The sequence below is a fragment of the Leucobacter sp. GX0328 genome (genome assembly GCF_053567315.1).
The window spans coordinates 80642-103360 of the sequence record NZ_JBSGPC010000002.1 but is presented as its reverse complement, the minus strand read 5'-3'; the positions used below and the strand labels follow the sequence as shown (position 1 = coordinate 103360).

19 protein-coding genes are annotated in these 22719 nt (G+C 69.9%); 15 read left to right on the top strand and 4 right to left on the bottom strand.

Annotated features, from left to right (window positions below; all coding sequences use genetic code 11):
- Positions 1-37: 37 nt before the first annotated feature.
- Together ACUYTF_RS08600 and rpoB are read right to left on the bottom strand one after the other, a co-directional pair.
- Positions 38-3931, bottom strand: coding sequence for a DNA-directed RNA polymerase subunit beta' (locus ACUYTF_RS08600; protein ID WP_434142399.1), 3894 nt, complete (start codon positions 3929-3931; stop codon positions 38-40).
- A gap of 44 nt (positions 3932-3975) precedes the next feature.
- Positions 3976-7473: a DNA-directed RNA polymerase subunit beta gene (gene rpoB, locus ACUYTF_RS08595; RefSeq protein WP_434142398.1), complete on the bottom strand. Its 3498-nt coding sequence runs from the start codon at positions 7471-7473 to the stop codon at positions 3976-3978.
- 359 nt (positions 7474-7832) lie between these two features.
- On the opposite strand from rpoB, the gene ACUYTF_RS08590 reads away from it, so the two are divergent.
- Genes ACUYTF_RS08590 through ACUYTF_RS08570 form a run of 5 tightly spaced genes read left to right on the top strand, consistent with a single transcriptional unit; the run spans position 7833 to position 11167 of the window.
- Positions 7833-8513 (top strand): phosphatase PAP2 family protein, encoded by a 681-nt coding sequence (locus tag ACUYTF_RS08590; protein WP_434142397.1) that lies wholly within the window; start codon positions 7833-7835, stop codon positions 8511-8513.
- A 22-nt stretch (positions 8514-8535) separates the two neighbouring features.
- Entirely contained in the window at positions 8536-9564 is a 1029-nt protein-coding gene (locus ACUYTF_RS08585) for a hypothetical protein (protein WP_434142396.1), read from the top strand.
- 10 nt (positions 9565-9574) lie between these two features.
- Entirely contained in the window at positions 9575-9838 is a 264-nt protein-coding gene (locus ACUYTF_RS08580) for a glutaredoxin domain-containing protein (RefSeq protein ID WP_434142395.1), read from the top strand.
- A gap of 44 nt (positions 9839-9882) precedes the next feature.
- Entirely contained in the window at positions 9883-10710 is an 828-nt protein-coding gene (locus ACUYTF_RS08575) for a fused MFS/spermidine synthase (RefSeq protein ID WP_434142768.1), read from the top strand.
- Complete coding sequence (locus tag ACUYTF_RS08570) at positions 10703-11167, top strand: SprT-like domain-containing protein (RefSeq protein WP_434142394.1); 465 nt, start codon at positions 10703-10705, stop codon at positions 11165-11167. The genes ACUYTF_RS08575 and ACUYTF_RS08570 overlap by 8 nt, the downstream gene beginning before the upstream one ends.
- Before the next feature lie 398 nt (positions 11168-11565).
- Here the strand turns inward: ACUYTF_RS08570 and ACUYTF_RS08565 are convergent, their stop codons facing one another.
- Complete coding sequence (locus ACUYTF_RS08565; protein ID WP_434142393.1) at positions 11566-12141, bottom strand: NUDIX hydrolase family protein; 576 nt, start codon at positions 12139-12141, stop codon at positions 11566-11568.
- Between the two features lie 75 nt (positions 12142-12216).
- Here ACUYTF_RS08565 and ACUYTF_RS08560 point away from each other — a divergent pair, with 75 nt between their 5' ends.
- Positions 12217-13077 carry a nitrilase-related carbon-nitrogen hydrolase gene (locus ACUYTF_RS08560; RefSeq protein WP_434142392.1) on the top strand — a complete coding sequence of 287 codons (861 nt, stop codon included), beginning with the start codon at positions 12217-12219 and terminating at the stop codon, positions 13075-13077.
- Positions 13074-13499: an NUDIX domain-containing protein gene (locus tag ACUYTF_RS08555; protein WP_434142390.1), complete on the top strand. Its 426-nt coding sequence runs from the start codon at positions 13074-13076 to the stop codon at positions 13497-13499. Before ACUYTF_RS08560 ends, ACUYTF_RS08555 begins: the two co-directional genes overlap by 4 nt.
- 48 nt (positions 13500-13547) lie before the next feature.
- Here the strand turns inward: ACUYTF_RS08555 and ACUYTF_RS08550 are convergent, their stop codons facing one another.
- Complete coding sequence (locus ACUYTF_RS08550; RefSeq protein ID WP_434142388.1) at positions 13548-13940, bottom strand: TfoX/Sxy family protein; 393 nt, start codon at positions 13938-13940, stop codon at positions 13548-13550.
- A gap of 169 nt (positions 13941-14109) precedes the next feature.
- Here ACUYTF_RS08550 and mvk point away from each other — a divergent pair, with 169 nt between their 5' ends.
- The 8 genes from mvk to ACUYTF_RS08510 all read left to right on the top strand — a co-directional run bounded on the left by mvk (position 14110) and on the right by ACUYTF_RS08510 (position 22586).
- Positions 14110-15168: a mevalonate kinase gene (mvk, locus tag ACUYTF_RS08545; protein ID WP_434142386.1), complete on the top strand. Its 1059-nt coding sequence runs from the start codon at positions 14110-14112 to the stop codon at positions 15166-15168.
- Positions 15165-16154, top strand: a complete 990-nt coding sequence (gene mvaD / locus ACUYTF_RS08540; protein ID WP_434142385.1) for a diphosphomevalonate decarboxylase — start codon at positions 15165-15167, stop codon at positions 16152-16154. The genes mvk and mvaD overlap by 4 nt, the downstream gene beginning before the upstream one ends.
- The gene (locus ACUYTF_RS08535) at positions 16151-17272 is read left to right on the top strand and encodes a phosphomevalonate kinase (protein ID WP_434142383.1); all 1122 of its coding nucleotides are present in this window, start codon (positions 16151-16153) and stop codon (positions 17270-17272) included. The genes mvaD and ACUYTF_RS08535 overlap by 4 nt, the downstream gene beginning before the upstream one ends.
- Entirely contained in the window at positions 17265-18389 is a 1125-nt protein-coding gene (gene fni, locus ACUYTF_RS08530) for a type 2 isopentenyl-diphosphate Delta-isomerase (RefSeq protein ID WP_434142381.1), read from the top strand. The genes ACUYTF_RS08535 and fni overlap by 8 nt, the downstream gene beginning before the upstream one ends.
- A 64-nt stretch (positions 18390-18453) precedes the next feature.
- On the top strand, positions 18454-19536 hold the full coding sequence (locus ACUYTF_RS08525) for a hydroxymethylglutaryl-CoA reductase (protein WP_434142379.1): 1083 nt from the start codon (positions 18454-18456) through the stop codon (positions 19534-19536).
- Positions 19533-20735: a hydroxymethylglutaryl-CoA synthase gene (locus tag ACUYTF_RS08520; RefSeq protein ID WP_434142378.1), complete on the top strand. Its 1203-nt coding sequence runs from the start codon at positions 19533-19535 to the stop codon at positions 20733-20735. The genes ACUYTF_RS08525 and ACUYTF_RS08520 overlap by 4 nt, the downstream gene beginning before the upstream one ends.
- A gap of 28 nt (positions 20736-20763) precedes the next feature.
- Positions 20764-21963: an ATP-binding protein gene (locus tag ACUYTF_RS08515; RefSeq protein WP_434142376.1), complete on the top strand. Its 1200-nt coding sequence runs from the start codon at positions 20764-20766 to the stop codon at positions 21961-21963.
- Positions 21960-22586 (top strand): response regulator, encoded by a 627-nt coding sequence (locus ACUYTF_RS08510; RefSeq protein ID WP_434142374.1) that lies wholly within the window; start codon positions 21960-21962, stop codon positions 22584-22586. The genes ACUYTF_RS08515 and ACUYTF_RS08510 overlap by 4 nt, the downstream gene beginning before the upstream one ends.
- The last annotated feature ends 133 nt before the right edge of the window (positions 22587-22719 follow it).

The following is a 22719-nucleotide window of genomic DNA, read 5'->3' as shown; positions in this document are numbered from 1 at the left end:
GGTCGTGCGGACGCCTTTTCGCTGGAGAACTGCAGCGCTAGCTGTAGTTGCCCGGGTTGAACTCGTCGGCGGTGAAGCTGTCGAAGTCGACGAACGAGAGATCGTTCTCGTCGAAGGTGCCCTCGGTCGAGAACAGGCGGTTCGGGTAGCGCTCCGCCTTCGCCTCCTCCGTGGCCGCGACCTCGATATCGCGGTAGACGCTCAGGCCGGTACCGGCCGGGATGAGCTTACCGATGATGACGTTCTCCTTGAGGCCGATGAGCGGATCCTTCGACCCTTCCATCGCAGCCTGCGTGAGCACGCGGGTCGTCTCCTGGAACGATGCGGCCGACAGCCACGATTCGGTCGCCAACGAGGCCTTGGTGATACCCATGACCTCGGGACGAGCGGTCGCGGCGCGCTTGCCCTCGAGCAGAGCCTCGCGGTTCAGACGCTGGTAGCGCGCACGGTCGACGAGCTCGCCCGGCAGCAGGTCGGTCTCGCCGTGATCGACGACGGTGACCTTGCGCAGCATCTGGCGCACGATGACCTCGATGTGCTTATCGTGGATCGGCACGCCCTGCGAACGGTACACGCCCTGCACGCCCTCGACGAGGTACTTCTGCACCGCGCGCTCGCCCGGGATGTGCTTGCCGGCCTCGGTCGAGCCGACCTGCAGGATGTCCTTCGGGTCGAGCGTGCCCTGGAGGAACGGCTGGCCGAGCTCGACGTGGTCGCCGTCCTCGACGAGCAGCGTGGCGCGCTTCAGCACGGGGTACTGCTTCTCCTCGGTGCCGTCGTCCGGCGTGAGCAGAATGCGGCGGCTCTTCTCGGTGTCCTCGATCGTGATGCGGCCTGCGGCCTCCGCGATCGGGGATGCGCCCTTGGGGGTACGCGCCTCGAAGAGCTCCTGCACGCGGGGCAGACCCTGCGTGATGTCGTCCGCCGATGCCGAACCGCCCGTGTGGAAGGTACGCATCGTCAGCTGGGTGCCCGGCTCGCCGATCGACTGGGCCGCGATGATGCCGACGGCTTCGCCGATGTCGACGCGCTTGCCGGTGGCCAGCGAGCGGCCGTAGCAGGTGGCGCAGACGCCGACCGCCGACTCGCAGGTGAGCACCGAGCGCACCTTGATCTCGTTCACGCCCGCGGCGACGAGCTTCTCGATGAGCACATCGCCCACGTCCTCGCCGCCCGTCGCGATGACGGCGCCGTCGGCGGCCACCGCGTCGACCGCGAGGGTCCGCGCGTAGACCGAGTTCTCGACGTTCTCGTCGCGCACGAGCACGCCCGCGGCGTCCTCCGCCGCGATCGGCAGATCGAGACCGCGCTTCGTGCCGCAGTCCTCTTCGCGGATGATGACGTCCTGCGAGACGTCCACCAGACGACGGGTCAGGTAGCCCGAGTCGGCGGTACGGAGCGCGGTATCCGCGAGGCCCTTGCGCGCACCGTGGGTCGCGATGAAGTACTCCGCCACCGACAGGCCCTCACGGTACGAGTTGATGATCGGGCGCGGGATGATCTCGCCCTTCGGGTTCGACACGAGGCCGCGCATACCGGCGATGTTTCGGATCTGCAGCCAGTTACCACGGGCGCCCGACGACACCATGCGGAAGATGGTGTTGTCCTCGGGGAACGCGTCGCGCATGGCCTGAGCGACCTCGTCGGTCGCCTCGGTCCAGATCTCGGTGAGCGCCTTGTGGCGATCCGAATCGCTGATCATGCCGCGGTCGTAGTCGCGCTGGACCTTCGCGGCGCGCTTCTCGTGCGTCGCGATGATCTCGCCCTTGTTGCTGGGCGTGACGACGTCCGAGAGGGCGACGGTGATGCCCGAGCGCGAGGCCCAGTGGAAACCGGCGTCCTTGATGCGGTCAAGCGTCGCCGCGACCTCCACCTTCGGGTAGCGCTCGGCGAGGTCGTTGACCAGCCCGGAGAGGCTGCCCTTGTCCGCCACGCGCTCGAAGTAGGGGTAGTCGGCGGGCAGCGCCTCGTTGAAGATGGCACGGCCGAGGGTCGTCTCGACGATGACGGGCTTCTCGGAGATGACGCCCGACGCGTCGGCGTAGCCCTCGAGGCGGATCTTCACCTGAGCGGCCAGGTCGAGGGTGCCCTCGTCCATCGCCAGGATCGCCTCGGAGATCGAGCCGAAGGCGCGGCCGGTGCCGGCCGCATCCGCCTTGACCGTGGTCAGGTAGTGCAGACCGATGATCATATCCTGCGAGGGCAGGGTCACCGGGCGGCCGTCGGACGGCTTCAGGATGTTGTTCGAGGCGAGCATGAGCACGCGCGCCTCGGCCTGGGCCTCGACCGACAGGGGCAGGTGGACCGCCATCTGGTCGCCGTCGAAGTCGGCGTTGAACGCGGTGCAGACGAGAGGGTGCAGCTGGATGGCCTTGCCCTCGACGAGCTGCGGCTCGAACGCCTGGATGCCGAGACGGTGCAGCGTCGGTGCGCGGTTCAGCAGCACGGGGCGCTCGCGGATGATCTCCTCGAGCACGTCCCACACCTCGGAGCGCGCGCGCTCGACCATGCGCTTCGCTGCCTTCACGTTCTGCGCGTGCGACAGATCCATGAGGCGCTTGATGACGAACGGCTTGAACAGCTCGAGCGCCATCTGCTTGGGAAGACCGCACTGGTGCAGCTTGAGCTGCGGGCCGACGACGATGACCGAACGGCCCGAGTAGTCGACGCGCTTGCCGAGCAGGTTCTGACGGAACCGGCCCTGCTTGCCCTTGAGCATGTCCGAGAGCGACTTCAGCGCGCGGTTGCCGGTGCCCGTGACGGGGCGGCCGCGGCGGCCGTTGTCGAACAGCGCGTCGACGGCCTCCTGCAGCATGCGCTTCTCGTTGTTCACGATGATCTCGGGGGCACCGAGATCGAGCAGGCGGCGCAGACGGTTGTTGCGATTGATGACGCGACGGTAGAGGTCGTTCAGATCGGAGGTCGCGAAGCGACCGCCGTCGAGCTGCACCATCGGACGCAGCTCCGGCGGGATGACCGGGACGACGTCGAGCACCATCGCGGCCGGGCTCGCCCCCGTGATGAGGAACGAGTTGACGACCTTCAGGCGCTTGATCGCGCGGATCTTCTTCTGGCCCTTGCCCTCGGCGATCTGCAGGTGCAGCGCCTCGCTCTCGGCCTCCAGATCGAAGGTCTCGAGACGCTTCTTGATCGCCTCGGCGCCCATGTAGGCCTCGAAGTAGTCGCCGTAGCGGTCCATGAGGTCGGCGAAGACCGCGTCCTCGGGCTTGAGGTCGCCCACCTTGAGGCCCCGGAAGTCCTCCCAGACGCGCTCGAGACGCGCGATGTCGTCGTCGAAGCCCTTGCGGATCGCCGACATCTCCTTCTCGGCCGACTGCTCGGCGCGGCGGCGCTGGTCGGCCTTGGCGCCCTCGGCCTCGAGCGCGGAGAGATCCTGCTCGGCCTGCTGCTGGCGCTGGGCGATCGCGATGTCGCGCTGATCGGCGAGCGACTTGAGTTCGAGGCGCAGTTCGGCCTCGAGCTCAGCCATGTCTTCGTGGCGGCCCTCGTCATCGATGTCGATGATCATGTAGGCGGCGAAGTAGATGACCTTCTCGAGGTCCTTCGGCGCCATGTCGAGCAGGTAGCCGAGACGCGACGGCACACCCTTGAAGTACCAGATGTGCGTCACCGGGGCGGCGAGCTCGATGTGGCCCATGCGCTCGCGGCGCACCGAGGACTTGGTGACCTCGACGCCGCAGCGCTCGCACACGATGCCCTTGTAGCGCACGCGCTTGTACTTGCCGCAGGCGCACTCCCAGTCGCGGCTGGGGCCGAAGATCTGTTCGCCGAACAGACCGTCCTTCTCCGGCTTCAGCGTGCGGTAGTTGATGGTCTCCGGCTTCTTGACCTCGCCGAACGACCAGCTGCGGATGTCCTCAGCGGTCGCGAGGCGGATCTGCAGCTCGTTAAAATCTGTTCCCTCGAGCAATGTTTCTCCTTGGGGTAAAAGAAAACTGTAAGTCTGGCGATCGCTTAGATCTCGTCTACCGACGAGGTCTCGAAGCGGCTGGAGAGGTTGATTCCGAGCTCCTCCGCAGTGCGGTGGGCCTCGTCGTCGTTGTCGCGCAGGTTCACGGCCTGGCCGTCGGCGCCGAGCACCTCGACGTTCAGGCAGAGCGACTGCATCTCCTTCATGAGCACTCGGAACGACTCGGGCACGCCCGGCTCCGGAATGTTCTCGCCGCGCACGATGGCCTCGTAGACCTTGACTCGGCCGAGGATGTCATCGGACTTGACGGTGAGCAGCTCCTGCAGCGCGTATGCCGCGCCGTACGCCTCGAGCGCCCACACCTCCATCTCGCCGAAGCGCTGGCCGCCGAACTGCGCCTTGCCGCCCAGCGGCTGCTGGGTGATCATCGAGTACGGACCGGTCGAACGCGCGTGGATCTTGTCGTCGACGAGGTGGTGCAGCTTCAGGATGTACATGTAGCCGACCGACACGGGGTACGGGAACGGTTCGCCGGAGCGGCCGTCGAAGAGGCGCGTCTTGCCGCTGGAGTCGACGAGGCGGTCGCCGTCGCGGGTCGGGAGCGTCGAGTCGAGGAGACCAGCGATCTCCTTCTCGGTCGCGCCGTCGAACACCGGGGTCGCGACCTTGGTGCCGGCTGCGGCCTGGCGCGCGGCCTCCGAGAGGTTGGCCGCCCACTCCGGGTTGCCGTCGATCTTCCAGCCCTGCTTCGCGATCCACCCGAGGTGGATCTCGAGCACCTGGCCGAAGTTCATGCGGCCGGGAATGCCGAGCGGGTTCAGGATCACGTCGACCGGGGTGCCGTCTTCCAGGAAGGGCATGTCCTCGACCGGGAGGATCTTCGAGATGACGCCCTTGTTGCCGTGGCGTCCGGCGAGCTTGTCGCCCTCGGTGATCTTGCGCTTCTGGGCGATGTAGACGACCACGCGCTGGTTGACGCCCGACCCGAGGTCGTCGTCGTTGTCGTTCTCCGCGTCGAAGACCTTGACGGCGGTGACGGTGCCCGAGACGCCGTGCGGCACCTTGAGCGACGTGTCGCGCACCTCGCGGCTCTTCTCGTTGAAGATGGCGCGCAGCAGGCGCTCCTCCGCAGAGAGCTCGGTCTCGCCCTTCGGGGTGACCTTGCCGACGAGGATGTCGCCCTGCTTGACCTCGGCGCCGATGCGGATGATGCCGCGCTCGTCGAGATCCTTCAGCGCCTCCATGCTGGCGTTGGGGAGATCGCGGGTGATCTCCTCCTTGCCGAGCTTGGTGTCGCGCGCATCGATGTCGTACTCCTCGATGTGGATCGACGAGAGGGTGTCGTCCTTCACCAGGTTCTGGCTCAGGATGATCGCGTCCTCGAAGTTGTGACCCTCCCACGACATGAACGCGACGAGCAGGTTCTTGCCGAGCGCGAGCTCGCCGTCCTCGGTCGCGGGGCCGTCGGCGATGACCTCGCCGGCCTCGATGCGCTCGCCGACCTTGACGATGACGCGGTGGTTGTAGTTCGTGCCCTGGTTGGAGCGGTCGAACTTGCGCATGAAGTAGCTCTTCGTGCCGCCCTCGTCCTCCTGGACGGTGACGAAGTCGGCCGACACCTCGGCGATGACGCCAGCGCGCTGCGCGGTGATCACGTCACCGGCGTCGACTGCGGCGTAGCCCTCCATGCCGGTGCCGACGATCGGCGACTCGCTGCGCAGCAGCGGCACGGCCTGGCGCTGCATGTTCGCGCCCATGAGCGCGCGGTTCGCATCGTCGTGCTCGAGGAACGGGATGAGCGATGTCGCGACCGACACCATCTGGCGCGGCGAGACGTCCATGTACTGGACGCGCTCGGAATCGACGAGCATCACCTCGGAGCCGCGGGGGCGCGCGAGCACCTGGGCATCGGCGAACTTGCCGTCGTCGGTCAGCGGAGCGCCGGCCTGGGCGATGAGGAACTCGTCCTCCTCGTGCGCGGTGAGGTAGTCGACCTGGTCGGTGACCTTGCCCTCGACGATGCGGCGGTACGGCGTCTCGATGAAACCGAATGCGTTGATGCGCGCGAACGTCGCGAGCGCGCCGATCAGGCCGATGTTCGGGCCTTCAGGGGTCTCGATCGGGCACATGCGGCCGTAGTGCGACGGGTGCACGTCTCGCACCTCGACGCCTGCGCGGTCTCGCGAGAGGCCGCCGGGGCCGAGCGCCGAGAGGCGGCGCTTGTTGGTCAGGCCCGCGAGCGGGTTGTTCTGATCCATGAACTGCGACAGCTGCGAGGTGCCGAAGAACTCCTTGATCGCGGCCAGCACGGGGCGCGTATTGATCAGAGTGTTCGGGGTGATCGCTTCGATGTCCTGCGTGGTCATGCGCTCGCGCACCACGCGCTCCATGCGGCTGAGGCCGGTGCGCACCTGGTTCTGGATGAGCTCGCCGACGGCGCGGATGCGACGGTTGCCGAAGTGGTCGATGTCATCGGTGTCGAGGCGAACCTCGACCTCATTGCCGTCGCGCACGCCCGGAAGCGTCTCGGTACCGGCGTGCAGGCCGACGAGGTACTTGATCGTCGCGACGATGTCCTCGAGCGACAGCACCGAATCGGTGATGGGCGCGTCGATGCCGAGCTTGCGGTTGATCTTGTAGCGGCCGACCTTCGCGAGGTCGTAGCGCTTCGAGTTGAAGTAGCTGTTGTCGAGCAGGGCGCGCGCTGCCTCGATGGCGACCTGCTCGCCCGGGCGCTGCTTGCGGTAGATGTCCTTGAGCGCCTCCTCCTGCGTGAGGATGCCGTCCTTCTCGAGGGTGAGCGCGATCGACTCGTAGCCGGCGAACTCCTCGAGGATCTCCTCGCTCGTCATGCCGAGCGCCTTGAGGAAGACGGTGACCGACTGCTTGCGCTTGCGGTCGATGCGCACGCCGACCTGATCGCGCTTGTCGACCTCGAACTCGAGCCATGCGCCGCGGCTCGGGATCACGCGTGCGGTGAAGACGTCCTTATCCGACGTCTTCTCCTGGGCGCGCTCGAAGTAGACGCCGGGGCTGCGCACGAGCTGCGACACGATGACGCGCTCGGTGCCGTTGATGATGAAGGTGCCCTTGTCGGTCATGATGGGGAAATCGCCCATGTAGACCGTCTGGCTCTTCACGACGCGGGTCTCGGCGTTGATGAACGCCGCCTCGACGTAGAGGGGTGCCGCGTAGGTCTTGCCGCGCTCCTTGCACTCCTCGATCGTGAACTTCTGCTCGTCGAGGATCGGGTTCTCGAACGACAGCTGCATGGTGCCGGCGTTGTCCTCGATCGGTGAGATCTCGTCGAAGATCTCCTCGAGTCCGCTCTTGAGTGCGATGTCGTCGCGTCCTTCGGCCTGGGCCTGTTTGACGCGCTCCTTCCACACATCATTGCCGACGAGCCAATCGAAGCTCTCGAGCTGCAGTGCCAGAAGATTCGGCACCGACAGCGTGTCGGAAATCTTGGCGAAGGAGAGTCGCGAGTGGTTGCGACCGTTCTTCGGGTTATCAGTTGACGATGCGTTGCGCGCAGCAGCCAAGGAAACTACCTCCGTGGGCCCCGTCGGGCCGGTTGACCTGGTATTGCGAGAAGTGCATCGGATCACGCGGGCGAGGCTCATCTGCGCTTTCGCGCCAGCTCCCGAGGCCCTCCGCTATATGAAGGCACACTGGTGTCCGTAGTGCAGCTATCAACACTAACACGCTCGTCTTGACCTGTCTAGCGCGAGTCGTTATCATTCTGCGCCGCGCTACCGATACCCGTCCGAGCGGCGGTGCGCGGGCCCCGACCGAGCGGGCGCGGCACAGGTGCAGAGATGCGGGCGACGGTCGGCTCGCCGGGGATCGGCGCTTCCCCTGTTCCCAGCCCGGCGTTCCGGCCGCGGGCTATCGTGTCGGCATGCACCGCTCCCCCGCCCGCCCGCACGTCCCATCTCTCCCGGCCGCGGCGATCCCTGTCGCGATCATCGCGATCGCAGCGGTGGCGGCGTTCGGAGCGTACCTGAGATTCGTCGACGCATCGCCGCTCGGCATCGACTCGTGGTGGCGCGGCGTCGCGGCGGTTGCGCAGGGATCGGCACCGTACGCCGTCGCCGTGTTCTGCGCCGAGATCGGGGCGGCCACCGGAGTCGCCGCGACCGGGGCACTCGGCGCCGCGCTGCTGCTCGTGAAGCGCCGCCCGCGCGACGCGGCGGCCCTCGCGACCGCACTCGTCTTCGGCGTACTCGCTTCCGAGCTGTTCAAGTCGCTCGTGCTCCGACCCCGACCGGGCGGAGCGCTCTACCCGACCCACGGAAGTTCGTACCCTTCGGGGCATTCGATGGGCGCCGCAGCGCTCGCGGTGTCGATCGCACTCGTCCTCGCATATGCCGAAGGGGTATCCGCGCGCACCCGCAGAGCCGCTGGAGTCGCCGCGGTCGCCTGGGCGGTGCTCATGATGTGGAGCCGCACGGCGCTCGGAGCGCACTGGCTGAGCGACACGATCGGGGGCGCCCTGCTCGGCGCCGCCGCCGCGATTCTCGCCCGCGCGCTCTGGACTCGGCCGGCCCCTCGCCTCGAGCCCGCACGCGCACCGAATTGACCTATTGCGCGAGAATCCTCGTATGACCTCGCGAACTTCGCACCCCGGACAGGCGCTGCCCGCTTTGATCGCCGTTTCCATCATCGTATTGATGCTCGCGGTGCTGCTCACGATGATCGCATACTCGAGCATTCCCGAGTATCCGTCCTCGCTCGGTTTCTCCGAGCCGGAGACCCGGGACAGCACCGCATGGTCAGCGGTCGCCGGCGTGGCAGCGGTCGGCGTCGCCATCACGGTTTCGCTGCTCCGCGTGGCAGGTCGTTGCGAACGGCTGTTCCAGCAGTGGCGGCAGATCGTTCGAGCACCTGCGCAGGCGAACGCCGACGATGTCCTCGACATCAAGAGCGAATACGCGGACGCCCGGGCCCTCGGGCTCGCCCTCACTCTCGTACTCGTCTTCTTCGCAGCGCTCAATGCATTCATCTGCTACTCGCTCCTCCTCGAAGGAACGTGGCTGCAGGCCCTATCGCTACTCGCATTCGTGCTCTTCCTCATCTTCGAGACGTGCAGCTTCTTCACAGCGTTCTGGCGCGACCCGGGAATTCTCGAGAACGAGAACGCTCGGAGGCGCGTCAAGAACTTCTGGCGCATCCGTCATCCTCACCCTCGAGCCGATAGGCGCATCGCAGTGCTGCTCTGCATCCTGGCCCTCGGCCTCGGCACCGATTTCGATATCGTGCTGCATGAGGTCGGCGTGTGGGCGGCCGTGCTCTCAGCCGCCCTGAGAATCATCAGCCTCTCACTCGCATTGCGCCTCGCCGCAGACTTCTCATCCGGCGGTCCTCTCGAACGAAGCACGATACTGTGCTTCACGCTCCTCTTCCTCGGAATGATCTGGACCTTCACCTTCGCCGCGGTACTCGACGTCGCGGCAACGGACCGCACGATCGTCTCGATCGTCGCCGGCGCGATCTCCCTGACCGCAGCGATCGCGCTGATCATCGGGAAACTCGTCTGGCGGCGATGGAACCTCCTCACAGACAGACAACTGCTCCGCCTACGCAACGCGGCTCTGGCAGCGCCGAACCATCGTGCCGGCGGCCGAGCGTAGGCTGGACGGCATGACCGAGACCATCATCTTCGGCGCGGACTGGTGCGCCGATTGCCGCCGCGCGAAGCTCATCTTCGATCGCGCGGGCGCCCCGTACCGCTACGTCGACCTCGTCGCCGAACCCGCCGCAGCGGAGATCGCACGGGAGATCAGCGGCCGCACGAACATCCCGGTGATCGTCTACCCCGATTCGAGCCACCAGGTCGAACCCTCGAACGCCGACATGCTGCGGCAGATCGACGAGCTCGGGCTCGCCGGCCGGGAACCCGAGTGAACCTCCCCGAGCCCGTCGTGCTCTCGTCGGGCCTCGTCGCGGCGATGGAAGAGGACCGCTGGGTGCCGGGCAGCCTGCAGCTCGTCGTCGACGGCACCCCGCAGTCGCACGTGAACCTGCGCGACCCCTCCGACCTCTTCTTCGAGTACGTGCGCCGCATCGGGCACGTACTCGACCTCATCGCGCCCCCGGGGAAGCCGATCTCGGTCATGCACCTCGGCGGCGGGGCCCTCACCCTGCCCCGGTACGTCGAGGCCACCCGGCCCGGCAGCCGGCAGCAGGTCATCGAGCTCGAGGGCGCGCTGGTCGACCTGGTGCGCGGGGCGGCCCCGCTGCCGCGCCGCGCGAGCATCCGCGTGCGGCGCGGCGATGCGCGAGCCGTGCTCGAGCGCCTGCCCGCCGGCATGCACGGCGCCATGGACGCGGTCGTCGTCGACATCTTCGCGGGGGCGCAGACTCCCGCGCACGTCTCGAGCACCGAGTTCTACGAGCTGCTGCGCCCGTTCCTCGCCCCCGACGGCGTCGTCGTCATCAACGCCGCCGACGGCGCCGGGCAGCACTTCGTGCGCGGCCAGGTCGCGACCCTGCGCACGCTCTTCGGGGCGGTCGCCGCCATCGCCGAACCGCAGGTGTTCAAGGGCCGCCGCTTCGGCAACGTGGTGCTCGTCGCCGCCGGCGCACCGGGGACGACGGCCGCCGATGAGCTCGAGCCCCTCGATTGGCTGCCGCGCCTGCTCGCGGGCGGCCCGCATCCCGCCCGCATGCTCGTGGGTCGCGAGCTCGACGACTTCGTGCGCGGCGCGAAGGCCGTCACCGACGCGACCGCGCAGGCGTCGCCGCTCCCCGCGAAGGAGCTGTTCGAACGTGGCTGACCTCGCACGGGTACGGGTCTGGGCCGGGGCGCTCATCAAGATGCACCTCGACCCCCTCTTCGGCGAGGGCTCGTGGACGTTCGACTTCGATCACGCGAAGCGCCGCGCGGGCCTCTGCAACTACACCGACCGGCGTATCACGGTGTCCCGGTACCTCACCGCGAAGTTCGACGACGACGAGATCCACCAGGTGCTGCTGCACGAGATCGCCCACGCCATGGTCGGCCATGCCGCGGGCCACGGGGCGAAGTGGAAGCGCACGGCGGGCGAGATCGGCTATGTCGGCGGTCGCACCCACGACGGCGACATCGCCCACGAGCACGCCCCCTGGGCCGGGCTCTGCCCCTCCGGGCATCGGCACTACCGGTTCCGCAGACCCACCCGCGTCACCTCCTGCGGGCAGTGCACGAAGGGGTTCTCGCGCGAGCACATCATCACCTGGCAATACCAGGGGTAGGGGCGCAATACCCCCACGAGCTCGATCATCGGCTCATGTGGAGCCGAAAGCACCATTGCGCCCCTCACGGTGGTGCATACGGCTCCGCGCTTCGAAGGGAACCTCCACCTCGCCGGGTCGAACCGTGCGGCTGCCGCGCCCGGCTCCGCAGGGCTTGCCGAGGGCCGAAGGCGGCTGGGGAGGGAATGCCCGCGGACTTCTCCGCTGCTCCCAACCCGGTTTCGGTCCCGAACCCTCGCGGGAGTCGCCCACTGCCGTGAGCGTCCGCCGCTCGCAGCAAGGGTCGGCGCCGGCCGACCCGCTGCAGCCCGTGTGTTCCCTCGGATCTGCGAGCTCACTCGGACGATTCGACCGGGTTCCATCCGAATGAGATCGCAAATCCGAATGAACTCACGGGGTCAGCAGCCGACGGTGCTCAATGCCTGCCTGAGCAGCGCGCCGCGGCCGCCCGACATCTCGTCGAGCATCTCGGGCGACAGCGCCTCCTCCGGCGACATCCACGTCACCTCGAGAGCATCCTGCCTCGGGCTGCACGACCCCGTCACCGGCACGACGTACACGAGCGAGACCGCGTGCTGGCGCTCGTCGACGTACGCCGAGATGCCGGGCATCGGGAAGTACTCGGCGACCTGCGCCGGCACGAGCGCCGACGGCATCTGCGGGAACGCCATCGGGCCGAGATCGTTCTCGAGGTGGCGGAAGAGCGCCTCGCGCAGCGTCTCCCCGTAGCGCACACGGCCCGAGACGAGGGCCCGCGTCATGCCGCCCTCCGGGGTGCCGCGCAGCAGCAGGCCGACCTCGGCGACCCGCCCGAGGCCGTCGAGCCGCACGGGCACGGCCTCGACGTACACGACCGGCAATCGGCCGCGCACGAACGCGAGCTCGTCTTCGCTCAGCCAACCGGGATTCCCCGGGGGCGACGGGCGATCCTCGGGCCCCTCCGGTTCGGGCAGCTCGGCGGTGTCGATGCTCATGCTGCCATTCTTGCACCCGACCGCAGAGGCCGGCGATCCCTGCAGAATGCAGCGCAGGGGTCGTAGGCTGGGAGCATGAGTACGAGCACTGTGGCCCTTCTGCAGATCGCCAGCCCCGATGACGAGAGCCGGGAGGCCCGCATCGCGCGCGTCGAGGCGCTGCTGCGCGCGCACGACGGCGTCGACCTCTTCGTACTGCCCGAGCTGTGGAGCCCCGGCTACTTCTCGTTCGACCGCTACGACGAGCTCGCGGAGGACTTCGACGGCCCGACAGTGACCATGGCGCGTCGGGTGGCGCAGGATCTCGGCTCGTCCGTGCACCTCGGCAGTTTCATCGAACGCGGCCCAGACGGCGGGCTCAGCAATACGACCGCGCTCATCGACGCGGCAGGGCGCATCGCGCAGGTCTACCGCAAGATCCACGTGTTCGGATACCAGTCGCGCGAGACCGAGCTGCTCACCCCCGGCGGCACGCTGAGCGTCGTACCGAGCCCCATCGGCGAGCTCGCGAGCACCACGTGCTACGACCTCAGGTTCCCGGGCCTGTGGCAGGAGATCAGCGCGCGCGGGGCCGAGGCGGTCGCGGTGCCGGCGGCCTGGCCCGCGGCGCGGCGCGAGCACTGGCGCACCCTCACGCAGGCGCGCGCGGTCGAGCACCAGCTGTGGGTGCTCGCCTGCAACGCCTGCGGCAGCCAGGGCGGCGTGCAGCTCGGCGGGTTCAGCCGGGTCACCGACCCGACGGGGCGCGTCGTGGCCGAGTGCGGCGACGGCGAGGAGACCATCGTCGTCGAGATCGATACGGGCCGCGTGGACGAGGTGCGGGCCGAGTTCCCGGTGATCGCCGACCGGCTGACCCTCGCCGACTACTCGGCGCTGTCGGCCGACCCCGGCGCCGAGGCCGTCGCCGCCGGGGACGCGCCCGAGGCCCGCGCATGAGCGGCGAACGCATCATCCGCGTCAGCGCGGTCGTCATGCGCGACGCCGCCGGCCGCGTGCTCAACGTGCGCAAGCGCGGCACCGCTTCGCTGATGCTGCCGGGCGGCAAGCACGAGCCCGACGAGCATCCGCGCGACACCGCGGTGCGAGAGTGCGCCGAGGAGCTCGGACTGGCGCTCGACGGCGCGCTGCTGCGCCCGCTCGGCGTCTTCCGGGCCGCGGCGGCGAACGAGCCGGGCCACGTCGTCGAGGCGACCGTATTCGAGCACCCGCTGCTCGAGGCGGCGCTCACGGCCGAACCGCGGGCCGAGATCGAGCACCTCGAATGGGTCGACCCGAGCTCCCGGCGGGACGATATCGCCCCGCTGAACACCGACTTCGTCTTCCCCGCACTGCTCGCGGGCAGCGCCGCGCCCGCCTAGGCGATCGCGCCCGCTCCGCGATCCGGGCAGCGTGCAGAACTTCTGCGGCTACTCCGTTCGCAGAGCTTCGGCGGCCTTGGCCGCCTTCGCCGCGTTCGCGGCCTTCGGCTTGCGGGGCTTCGGCTTGCGGGGCTTCGGCTCCGGCAGCGCCGCGGCGGTCTCGGCGATGAGGCCCGAGAGCCAGTCGCGCTCCTCCCAGAGGTCGCCCGAGACGCGGAAGTAGAGCTTCGATCCGGGATAGGCGGGCGCTTCATCGGGCACGCCGATGTAGGCGCGGCCCGCCTCCGTGGGCTTGACGAAGAGTTCGTCGTCGCAGACGAAGGCGACGGGCTTCTCGTCGGAGTAGAGGCAGTACTCGCCGAACATGCGGCGGGTGCGGATGCCGGGCAGGGCGCTCAACTGGTCGATGAGGAACTCGACGGTCTCGGCTCGCGTGCTCATACGGCAAGCATATGCTCGCATTCGGGGTTCATGCTCTAAACTAGACAGCTGGACTTGCGGAGGAGGGACGGCGCGTCCGTCCACCTCTTCCTTCATCGTCACCGCAGCCGCGTCGACCTCCACATCGACGCGGCGCCACCGGGGCGAAGGTCGATCGAAACGGATAGGCATGAAACTCTCTCAATCGATGCGCCCGCGCCCTGCGGCGAGCGCGGCGGATGCGGCGGATGCGGCGCTCGCCGCAGAAGCGCCCGTTGCCGGCGCGTTCCACGGCACCGCCGAGGCCGTCGCCCCCGCGCGCACCGGCACGGGCACCGCGCACGCGAAGGCGATCCTCTTCGGCGAGCACGCCGTCGTCTACGGCGCTCCGGCGATCGCGATGCCGCTGCACCAGCTCGGGGTCGAGGCCATCGTGCGCCCGACGCCGGGCGGCGAGATGCGCATCGAGAGCGAGCTCTTCGCGGGCACCGCGTCGTCGGCACCCGATGAGCTGCGCCCGGTCGTGACCGCGGTGCGCGTCGCGCTCGCGAGCACGGGAGCGGCGAGCGAAGAGGTGCAGGTGCTCGTGCGCAGCGCGATCCCCCACGGCCGCGGTCTCGGCTCGAGCGCCGCGGTCGCCGCGGCCATCACCCGCGCGGTCGCCGATCTGCGCGGCGTCGAGCTCGCCGATGACGAGTTCCACGAAGTCGTGCAGCGCGCCGAGCGCGTTGCGCACGGCAACCCGAGCGGCATCGACGCCCGTGCGGTGGCGGCTTCGGGGCCGATCCGGTTCCACGGCGGCGAGGTGCGCCCGACGGGGGTCGGCGCGCCCCTGACGTTCGTGCTCGCAGACTCCGGAGTGCCGGGGTCGACGGCGCAGGCCGTCGCGGGCGTGCGCGAGCTGCGCGCGGCGAACCCGGCGACGGTCGACCGCACCATCTCGCAGCTGGCGGAGATCGCCGAGGGGTCGGTGCTCGATCTCGCCCTGGGCGACCGCCCGGCGCTCGGCACCCGCATGCTCGAGGCGCACCGGCTGCTCGGTTCGCTCGGCGTGAGCACGGTGCAGCTCGACGCCCTGGTCGCGGCGGCGCACGCCGCGGGCGCCGACGGCGCGAAGCTCACGGGCGGCGGCCTCGGCGGCTGCGTGCTCGCGCTCGCGGAATCGACCGAGCAGGCCGAGCACATCGCACTGGCGCTGCGCGCCGCGGGTGCCCGCCGCACCTGGACGACCACGGTGCCCGCCGCATGACCGCCGCACGCACCGCCACCGCCCGCGCCTTTCCGAACATCGCGCTCGTCAAGTACTGGGGCAAGCGCGACGAGGCCCTCATGCTCCCGGCCGCCGGCAGCCTCTCGCTGACTCTCGACGCCTACGCGACGACGACGACCGTGGCGTTCGACGATGCGCCGGGCAGCGCGGCGCACGACTCCTTCGAGCTGAACGGCGTCGAGCAGAGCGGCGACAGCCTGAGCCGCGTGACCCGCTTCCTCGACCTCGTGCGCGAGCGCGCCGGGTCGACCGCGCACGCCCGCGTCGTCTCTCAGAACGAGGCGCCGACGGGCGCGGGGCTCGCGTCGTCGGCCTCGGGGTTCGCGGCGCTCGCCACGGCGGCCTCCGCAGCGGCGGGACTTCCCGGCGATACCCCGTCGCTCAGCCGGCTGGCGCGCCGCGGCTCGGGATCGGCCGCGCGTTCGGTCATCGACGGCATCGCCGTCTGGCACGCCGGCGAGGGCGATGGGACGTCGTTCGCCGAGCCCGTCGATGCGCCCGAGATGCACATGGTCATCGTGACGGTCGACGAGCGGCAGAAGGCCGTATCGAGCCGCGTGGCGATGCGCAGCAGCGCGCTCACCTCGCCGTTCTACGAGGGCTGGGTCAGGAGCACCGAGGCGAGCCTCGCGGCGATGCTCGAGGCCTGCAGGGATCGCGACTTCACGCGCATCGGCCGCATCACCGAATCGCATGCGCTGCGCATGCACGCGGTGATCCAGTCGAACGACCCGCCCGTGCGCTATCTCACCCCGACGAGCGTCGCGATCTTCGACGCGGTCGTCGGGCTGCGCGAGCGCGGCATCGAGGCATACTCGACCGCCGACGCCGGCCCGAACATCGCCGTGCTGGTGCAGCCGGAAGACGCCGCGACGGTCGCCGACGCGCTGCGCGAGTACGGCCGGGTGCGCGCGGTCGGCCCGGGCCGCGGGGCGCACCTGCTGCCCGGCGCGGAGACCGCATGACCGAGGGCCCCACGATCGAGGCCCGCATTCCCGGCAAGCTCTACATCGCGGGCGAGTACGCCGTCGTCGAGCCGGGCGAGCCCGCCGTGCTCGTCGCGGTCGACCGCACCCTCACCGCGCGCCTCGTCGAGGCGAAGGGGGCCGGTCACGTGCGTTCTCGGGTCTACGGGGGCAGCCCGCTGACCTGGGTCAGGGATCGCGAAACCGGCCGCATCGTGCACGAGCGCGAGCAGCTCGACTACGTCTTCTCGGCGATCGACGCGGTCGAAGAGCTGCGCGCCGAACGCGGCGTGGCCCCGCGCTACTTCGATCTCGAGATCGTGAGCGAGCTCGACGACGAGAGCGGGCGCAAGTTCGGCCTCGGCTCGTCGGGCGCCGTCACGGTCGCGGTCATCGCCGTGCTGAACGAGTTCTACGGCCTCGGCCTCGGCCTCGAGGAGCGCTGCCGGCTCGCCCTGCTGGCGACGATCGAGATCTCGCCGCGCGCTTCGGGCGGAGACCTCGCGGCGAGCACGTTCGGCGGATGGGTGCGCTACTGCTCCCCCGACCGCGGCGCTCTGCGCGCGCATCGCGCGGCGCACGGCGTCGAGGCGACGCTGCGGTCGGGGGAGGCCTGGGCCGGCTTCGCGGTGACCCCGCTCGCCGCCCCGGCGTCGCTCGAGCTCCTGGTGGGGTGGACCGGCTCCCCCGCCTCGACCGACCGTCTCGTCGCCGAGGTCGGCCGGTCGGCCGGCACCGCGGCGACGGGCCGGCAGGAGCTCTCGTTCATCGAGCAGAGCCGGGACTGCGTCGCCGAACTGGTGGCGGGCATTGCGGGCGACGACCCGTCGCGCTCTCTGCGCGCCGTGTCGCGCGCGCGGCGCCTGCTGCAGCAGCTCGGCGAGACGAGCGGCATCGTGATCGAGACCGATCAGCTGCGCCGGCTGTGCGAAGCCGCGGAGACGCACGCCGCCGCCGCCAAGCCGTCGGGCGCGGGCGGCGGCGACTGCGGCATCGCGCTCGTCTCCACCGGCGGCGACTTCGGCGGTATCCTGCGGGAGTGGGAATCGAACGATATTCTGCGGCTGCCGCTCACCGTGGCACCGGCGCTCGCGAGTGCGGAGGGGCAGCATGATTGAGCCCGCCTCGAACGCCGCGGCGCCCGACGCGGTCCGCGCGACCCGCAAGGACGACCACGTGCGCCTGGCCGCCGCGCAGCACGGCGACGCCCGCTCGCTCAACGAGTTCGACGACCTCGAGTTCGTGCATCACGCGCTCGCGGGCATCGACGCCTCGCTCGTCGACCTCGGCGTCGAGCTCGGAGCCGGCGTCGACGGCGCCCGCTGGCCGCTGCCCTTCTACGTCAACGGCATGACGGGCGGCACCGAGTGGACCACCCGCATCAACCGCGAGATCGCCATCGCCGCACGGGAGACCGGCATCGCGATGGCGAGCGGCTCCGTCTCGGTCGCGCTCGACCACCCCGAGACCGCCTCCGGCTTCCAGGTGATCCGCGACGAGAACCCGCACGGCTTCGTCATGGCCAATATCGGCGTGGGCCGCAGCGCGGACGACGCGGTGCGCGCGGTCGAACTGCTGCAGGCCGATGCGCTGCAGTTGCACATCAACGCGGTGCAGGAGACGGCGATGCCCGAAGGGTCTCGCGACTTCTCGTCGTGGCAGCGCTCGGTCGAGCAGATCGTCGCGGCCTCGCCGGTGCCGGTCGTCGTGAAAGAGGTCGGGTTCGGGCTCAGCCGCGAGACGCTGCGGCGCCTCGTCGAACTCGGAGCCCGATACGCCGATGTCAGCGGACGCGGCGGCACCGACTTCCTGCGCATCGAGAACGCCCGCCACGAATCCGCGGCCCAGCTCGCGGGCGACGACTTCTCGATGCTCTCGGGCTTCGGGCAGTCGGCGCTCGCCTGCCTGCTCGACGCGCCCACGGAGGGCCCCGCGCTCCTCGCCTCCGGCGGCGTGCGCACCCCCTTCGACGTCGTCAAAGCGCTCGCCGCGGGCGCTCGGGCGGTCGGCGTGGCCGGCACCTTCCTCGAGGTCGTGCTCGAGGGCGGCGCCGAGGCGCTGATCACCGCGATCGAACGCTGGCGCGCGCAGACGACCGCGATCCTCGCACTGCTCGGCGCGCAGACCCCCGCAGACCTCGCCCGCACCGACCTGCTCGTACGCGGCCGCCTCGGCGAGTTCTGCCGACTGCGCGGCATCGACCTCGCGGCGCTCGCCACGAGGTCGACCGCATGACCCTCGACCGCTGCCGGCCCCGAACCCGCCGCATGCCCCGAACCCTTCCAGATAGAGAGACGCCGTGACCGACCGAGATCGCCCCTCCGAGACGCCGCCCACGCTCATCCCGACGCGCTGGGTCGGCCCGCTGCGCGTCAGCGGCGACGCCATCACCGCCGACGAGCCCTTCGCCGAGATCTCGGTGCCGCTCGCGACGTACGAGACGCCGCTGTGGCCTTCCGTCGGCCGCGGCGCGAGCATCTCGCGCGAGATCGAGGGCGGCATCCGCACCGTCGTGCTCGGGGAGCGCATGACGCGTTCGGTCATCTTCGTCGCCGATGGCGCCGTGCTCGCGGACTCCGCGGCGCGCACCATTCGGGCGCGCCTGGGCGAACTGCAGGAGGTCACCTCGGCGGGCAGCCTCCACGCGCAGCTGCTCGAGGCCCATACCGAGGTGGTCGGCAACCTGCTGTTCGTGCGCTTCGCCTTCCTCACGGGCGACGCCTCGGGCCACAACATGGTCACGAAGTCGGCGGATGCGCTGATGGAGCGCATCCTGTCGTGGGGCCTCGGCATCGACTACGGCTCGATCTCGGGCAACTTCTGCTCGGACAAGAAGGCGACCGCTGTCAACGGCATCCTCGGGCGCGGCCGCAATGTCGTCGCCGAGATCGTGCTGCCCCACGAGGTCGTCGAGCGCCGCCTGCGCAGCTCGGCCCGGCAGATCGCCGACCTGGTCGTGCGCAAGAACCTCGTCGGCAGCACGATCGCGGGCGCGATCCGCTCGGCGAACGCCCACTACGCGAACATGCTGCTCGCCTTCTATCTGGCGACGGGCCAGGATGCGGCGAACATCGTCGAGGGGTCGCAGGGCATCACCTACGCCGAGGAGCGCCCCGACGGGCTCTATTTCTCATGCACCCTGCCGCATCTCATCGTCGGCACCGTGGGCAACGGCAAGCACCTGGAGCATGTGAACGTCAACCTCGATCGGCTCGGCTGCCGCGAGGAGCGCGAGCCCGGCGCGAATGCGCGCAGGCTCGCGGCGCTCATGGCCGCCACCGTCCTCTGTGGGGAGCTGTCGCTCCTCGCAGCCCAGACCAACCCCGGTGAGCTCATGGCAGCCCACCTGCTCATGGAGCGGAAGGAGAAGCCGTCAGCATGACCGCGATCGGCATTCACGACCTCGAAATCTCGTCGGCGCATCACGTGATCGACCTGGCCCGCCTCGCCGAGTCGAACGGCACCGACCCGAACAAGTACCATCTCGGTCTCGGGCAGGACGAGATGGGCTTCCCGGCCCCCGATGAGGACATCGTCACGATGGGTGCCACGGCCGCCCAGCGCATCATCGAGCGCAACGGCTTCGAGGGGATCCGCACGCTGCTGTTCGCGACCGAGACGGGCGTCGACCAGTCGAAGGCCGCCGGCGTCTCGGTGCACAAGCTGCTCGGGCTCCCGAACCACGTCCGCGTCACCGAGTTCAAGCAGGCCTGCTACGGCGGCACCGCTGCGCTGCAGGCGGCGCTCGGCATCGTCAGCCGATTCCCCGAGGAGCGGGTGCTCGTCATCGCCGCCGACGTCGCCCGGTACGAGCTCGACTCCCCCGGCGAACCGACGCAGGGCGCGGGCGCGGTCGCGATGCTCGTCAGCGCCGACCCGGCACTCGTCGAGATCGAACGGGCGACGGGGCTCTACACCGCCGACGTCGACGACTTCTGGCGGCCGAACGACCTCTCGACCGCCGTCGTCGAGGGCGCACTGTCGGTATCGGCCTACCTCGACGCGCTGAGCGGCTCGTGGGACGATCTGCAGGCGCAGGGCGGCTCCGGCATCGACGACATCGACCGGCTGCTCTACCACCAGCCGTTCACGAAGATGGCGCAGAAGGGGCAGCGGCACCTCGCGAAGCACACCGGGAGCCCGATCAGCGCGGCGCTCACGCGGGCCGAGCAGGAGGCCGCGGGCGAGGCGCGCGACACGGGGCTCTTCACCGGGTCGATCTACAACCGTCGCCTCGGCAACAGCTACACCGCGTCGCTGTACTCGGCGCTCGCCGCGCTGCTGCACAACGACCCCGACCTCGCGGGCCGTCGCCTCGGCTTCTTCAGCTACGGTTCGGGCAGCGTCAGCGAGTTCTTCACGGGCGTCGTGCAGCCGGGCTACTTCCGCCCGGAGGCGGCCGCGGCCGTGACCGCTTCGCTCGATGCGCGCGCGTCGCTCGAGATCCCCGAATACCGCGAGCTGCACGACCGCAGCTACCCGAGCGCTCCTGATTTCGAGACCCCGCGCGTGACCCGGGCCCCGTTCCGCTTCGCCGGCATCCGCGGCCGCGCCCGCCAGTACGAGCGCACCGAAGGCTGACCCCGGCTCATCCCGGAAGCCCGAGCCGATGACCGACCCGCGCCATGACCCGCAGCCGCTCGCCCGGTTGCGGGCCATGGACCTCGCGGTCGACATCGGCTTCGCGGTGCTGCTCGTCGTCTGCGGCATTCGCTATTTCGCCTACCATTCGAGCGCGGGCATCGGCACGGTCGTGCTCGCGCTCGCGGCTTCGACAGGGATCGCCTACGCCTGCGCCGTGACCGGACCGCGCAGGCCCCGCATCCCGCACCCGACCGGTATGCTCGGCACCCGTCTCGGGGTCGGGCTGCTCGTCGCGATCGCGTGCTGGCTGCCGCTCGTGGTGCTGGCGCCGTCGTTCGGGTGGTGCGCGTTCGCGCTCTTCTTCGCCGTGCGTCGCGTGCTGAGCGGCCGGGCCGCGCTCGTCGTCTCGGGCCTCATCGTCGTCGCCGTCAGTTGCGGCCTCTACCTCATGTCGTCGGGGCAGGATCTCGGGCTCGTGCTCGGCCCGTTCTTCGGTGGGCTCGTGCTCTCGTACGCGCAATCCGCCCTCGATCGCGCCCTGTCCGAGCAGCAGCGGCTCATCGACGAACTGGTCGAGGCCCGCGAGCAGTTGGCGCGCAGCGAGCGCGAGGCCGGGGCGCTCGCCGAACGCGGCCGTGTGGCGAGCGAACTGCACGATACCGTCGTGCAGCGCACCGCCGGCGCGCTGCTGCTGCTCGAATCGGAGGGCGGCGGGCGCGACGCGGCGCGCATCGAGCAGGTGCGCGAGGCGCTGCGCGAAGCGCTCGTCGAGACTCGCCGGCTCATGCACGGACTGGCGTCGCCGCGCGCTGACGCCGAGCGGCTGTCGGCGCTGCTCGGGGCGCAGGCCGCCGAGGCCGGTGCCGCGTACGAACTCGTCGGCGAGGAGCGCGACGTCGCGGAGCCGGTGGCGCACGCGCTCATGCGGGTGACCCGCGAAGCACTCATCAATGCGCGCAAGCACGCCGGGTCCGCTGCCGTGCACGTGACGCTCACCTACTTCTCCGATGCCGTCGGCGTCGACATCGCCGATGACGGCGCGGGCTTCGAACACGACGGTACGACGGAAGGGTTCGGGCTGCGCGCCATGGAGTGGCGGGTACGCAGCCGCGGAGGCGAGTTCACCATCGATTCGGCGCCCGGCCGGGGCACCGTCGTCGGCGCGGTGCTCCCTTCGCCCGAGACCCCGCAGCCCGTTCCCGTCCCGGAGGTTCCGCACCCGTGATCCGCATCCTGCTCGTCGACGACCACCCCGTGCTGCGCCATGGCGTGCGAGCCCTGCTCGACACCCAGCCCGATTTCGAGGTCGTCGCCGAAGCCGGCTCCGCAGACGGAGCGGTGACCGCGGTGTCGGGCGCGGAGGTCGCGATCGCCCTGGTCGACCTCGACCTCGGAGCCGATGCGCCCGACGGCTTCGACGCGACCCGTGCGATCGTGCAGGCCTCTCCCGGGACGCGGGTCATCGTGTTCACCGCCTACGATTCCGATTCCGACGTGGTGCGCGCCCTCGATGCCGGTGCCGCCGGCTACCTCGTGAAAGACAGCCGACCGGCCGAGCTGTTCGCCGCGATCCGATCCGCCGCCGAAGGGCGCGACGCGGTATCCGCGCCGATCGCCGAGCGGCTGCTGCACCGCAGCCGCTTCGCCGAAGAAGCCCTCACGGCCCGCGAACTCGAGGTGCTGACGCTCGCGGCTTCCGGGCTGTCGAATCGGGATCTCGCGCGCACGATCCACGTGAGCGAGGCGACCGTGAAGACCCACCTGCACCACGCTTTCATCAAGCTCGGGGCCGACAATCGCCAGGCCGCGATCGCGGTGGCGGTGAAGCGCGGGCTGATCCGCCTGTAGCGGGGTCCGTACCGGGCGGCGAACGCTGCCGGTCGTCACCGGGAAGCGCGCCGCGGGCCGGTTCAACCGATCGGTTGATGCCCCGTGCTCGCGCCGGCCGTAATTTGGGATCGACCCTCCGGGCAGTGCGCTG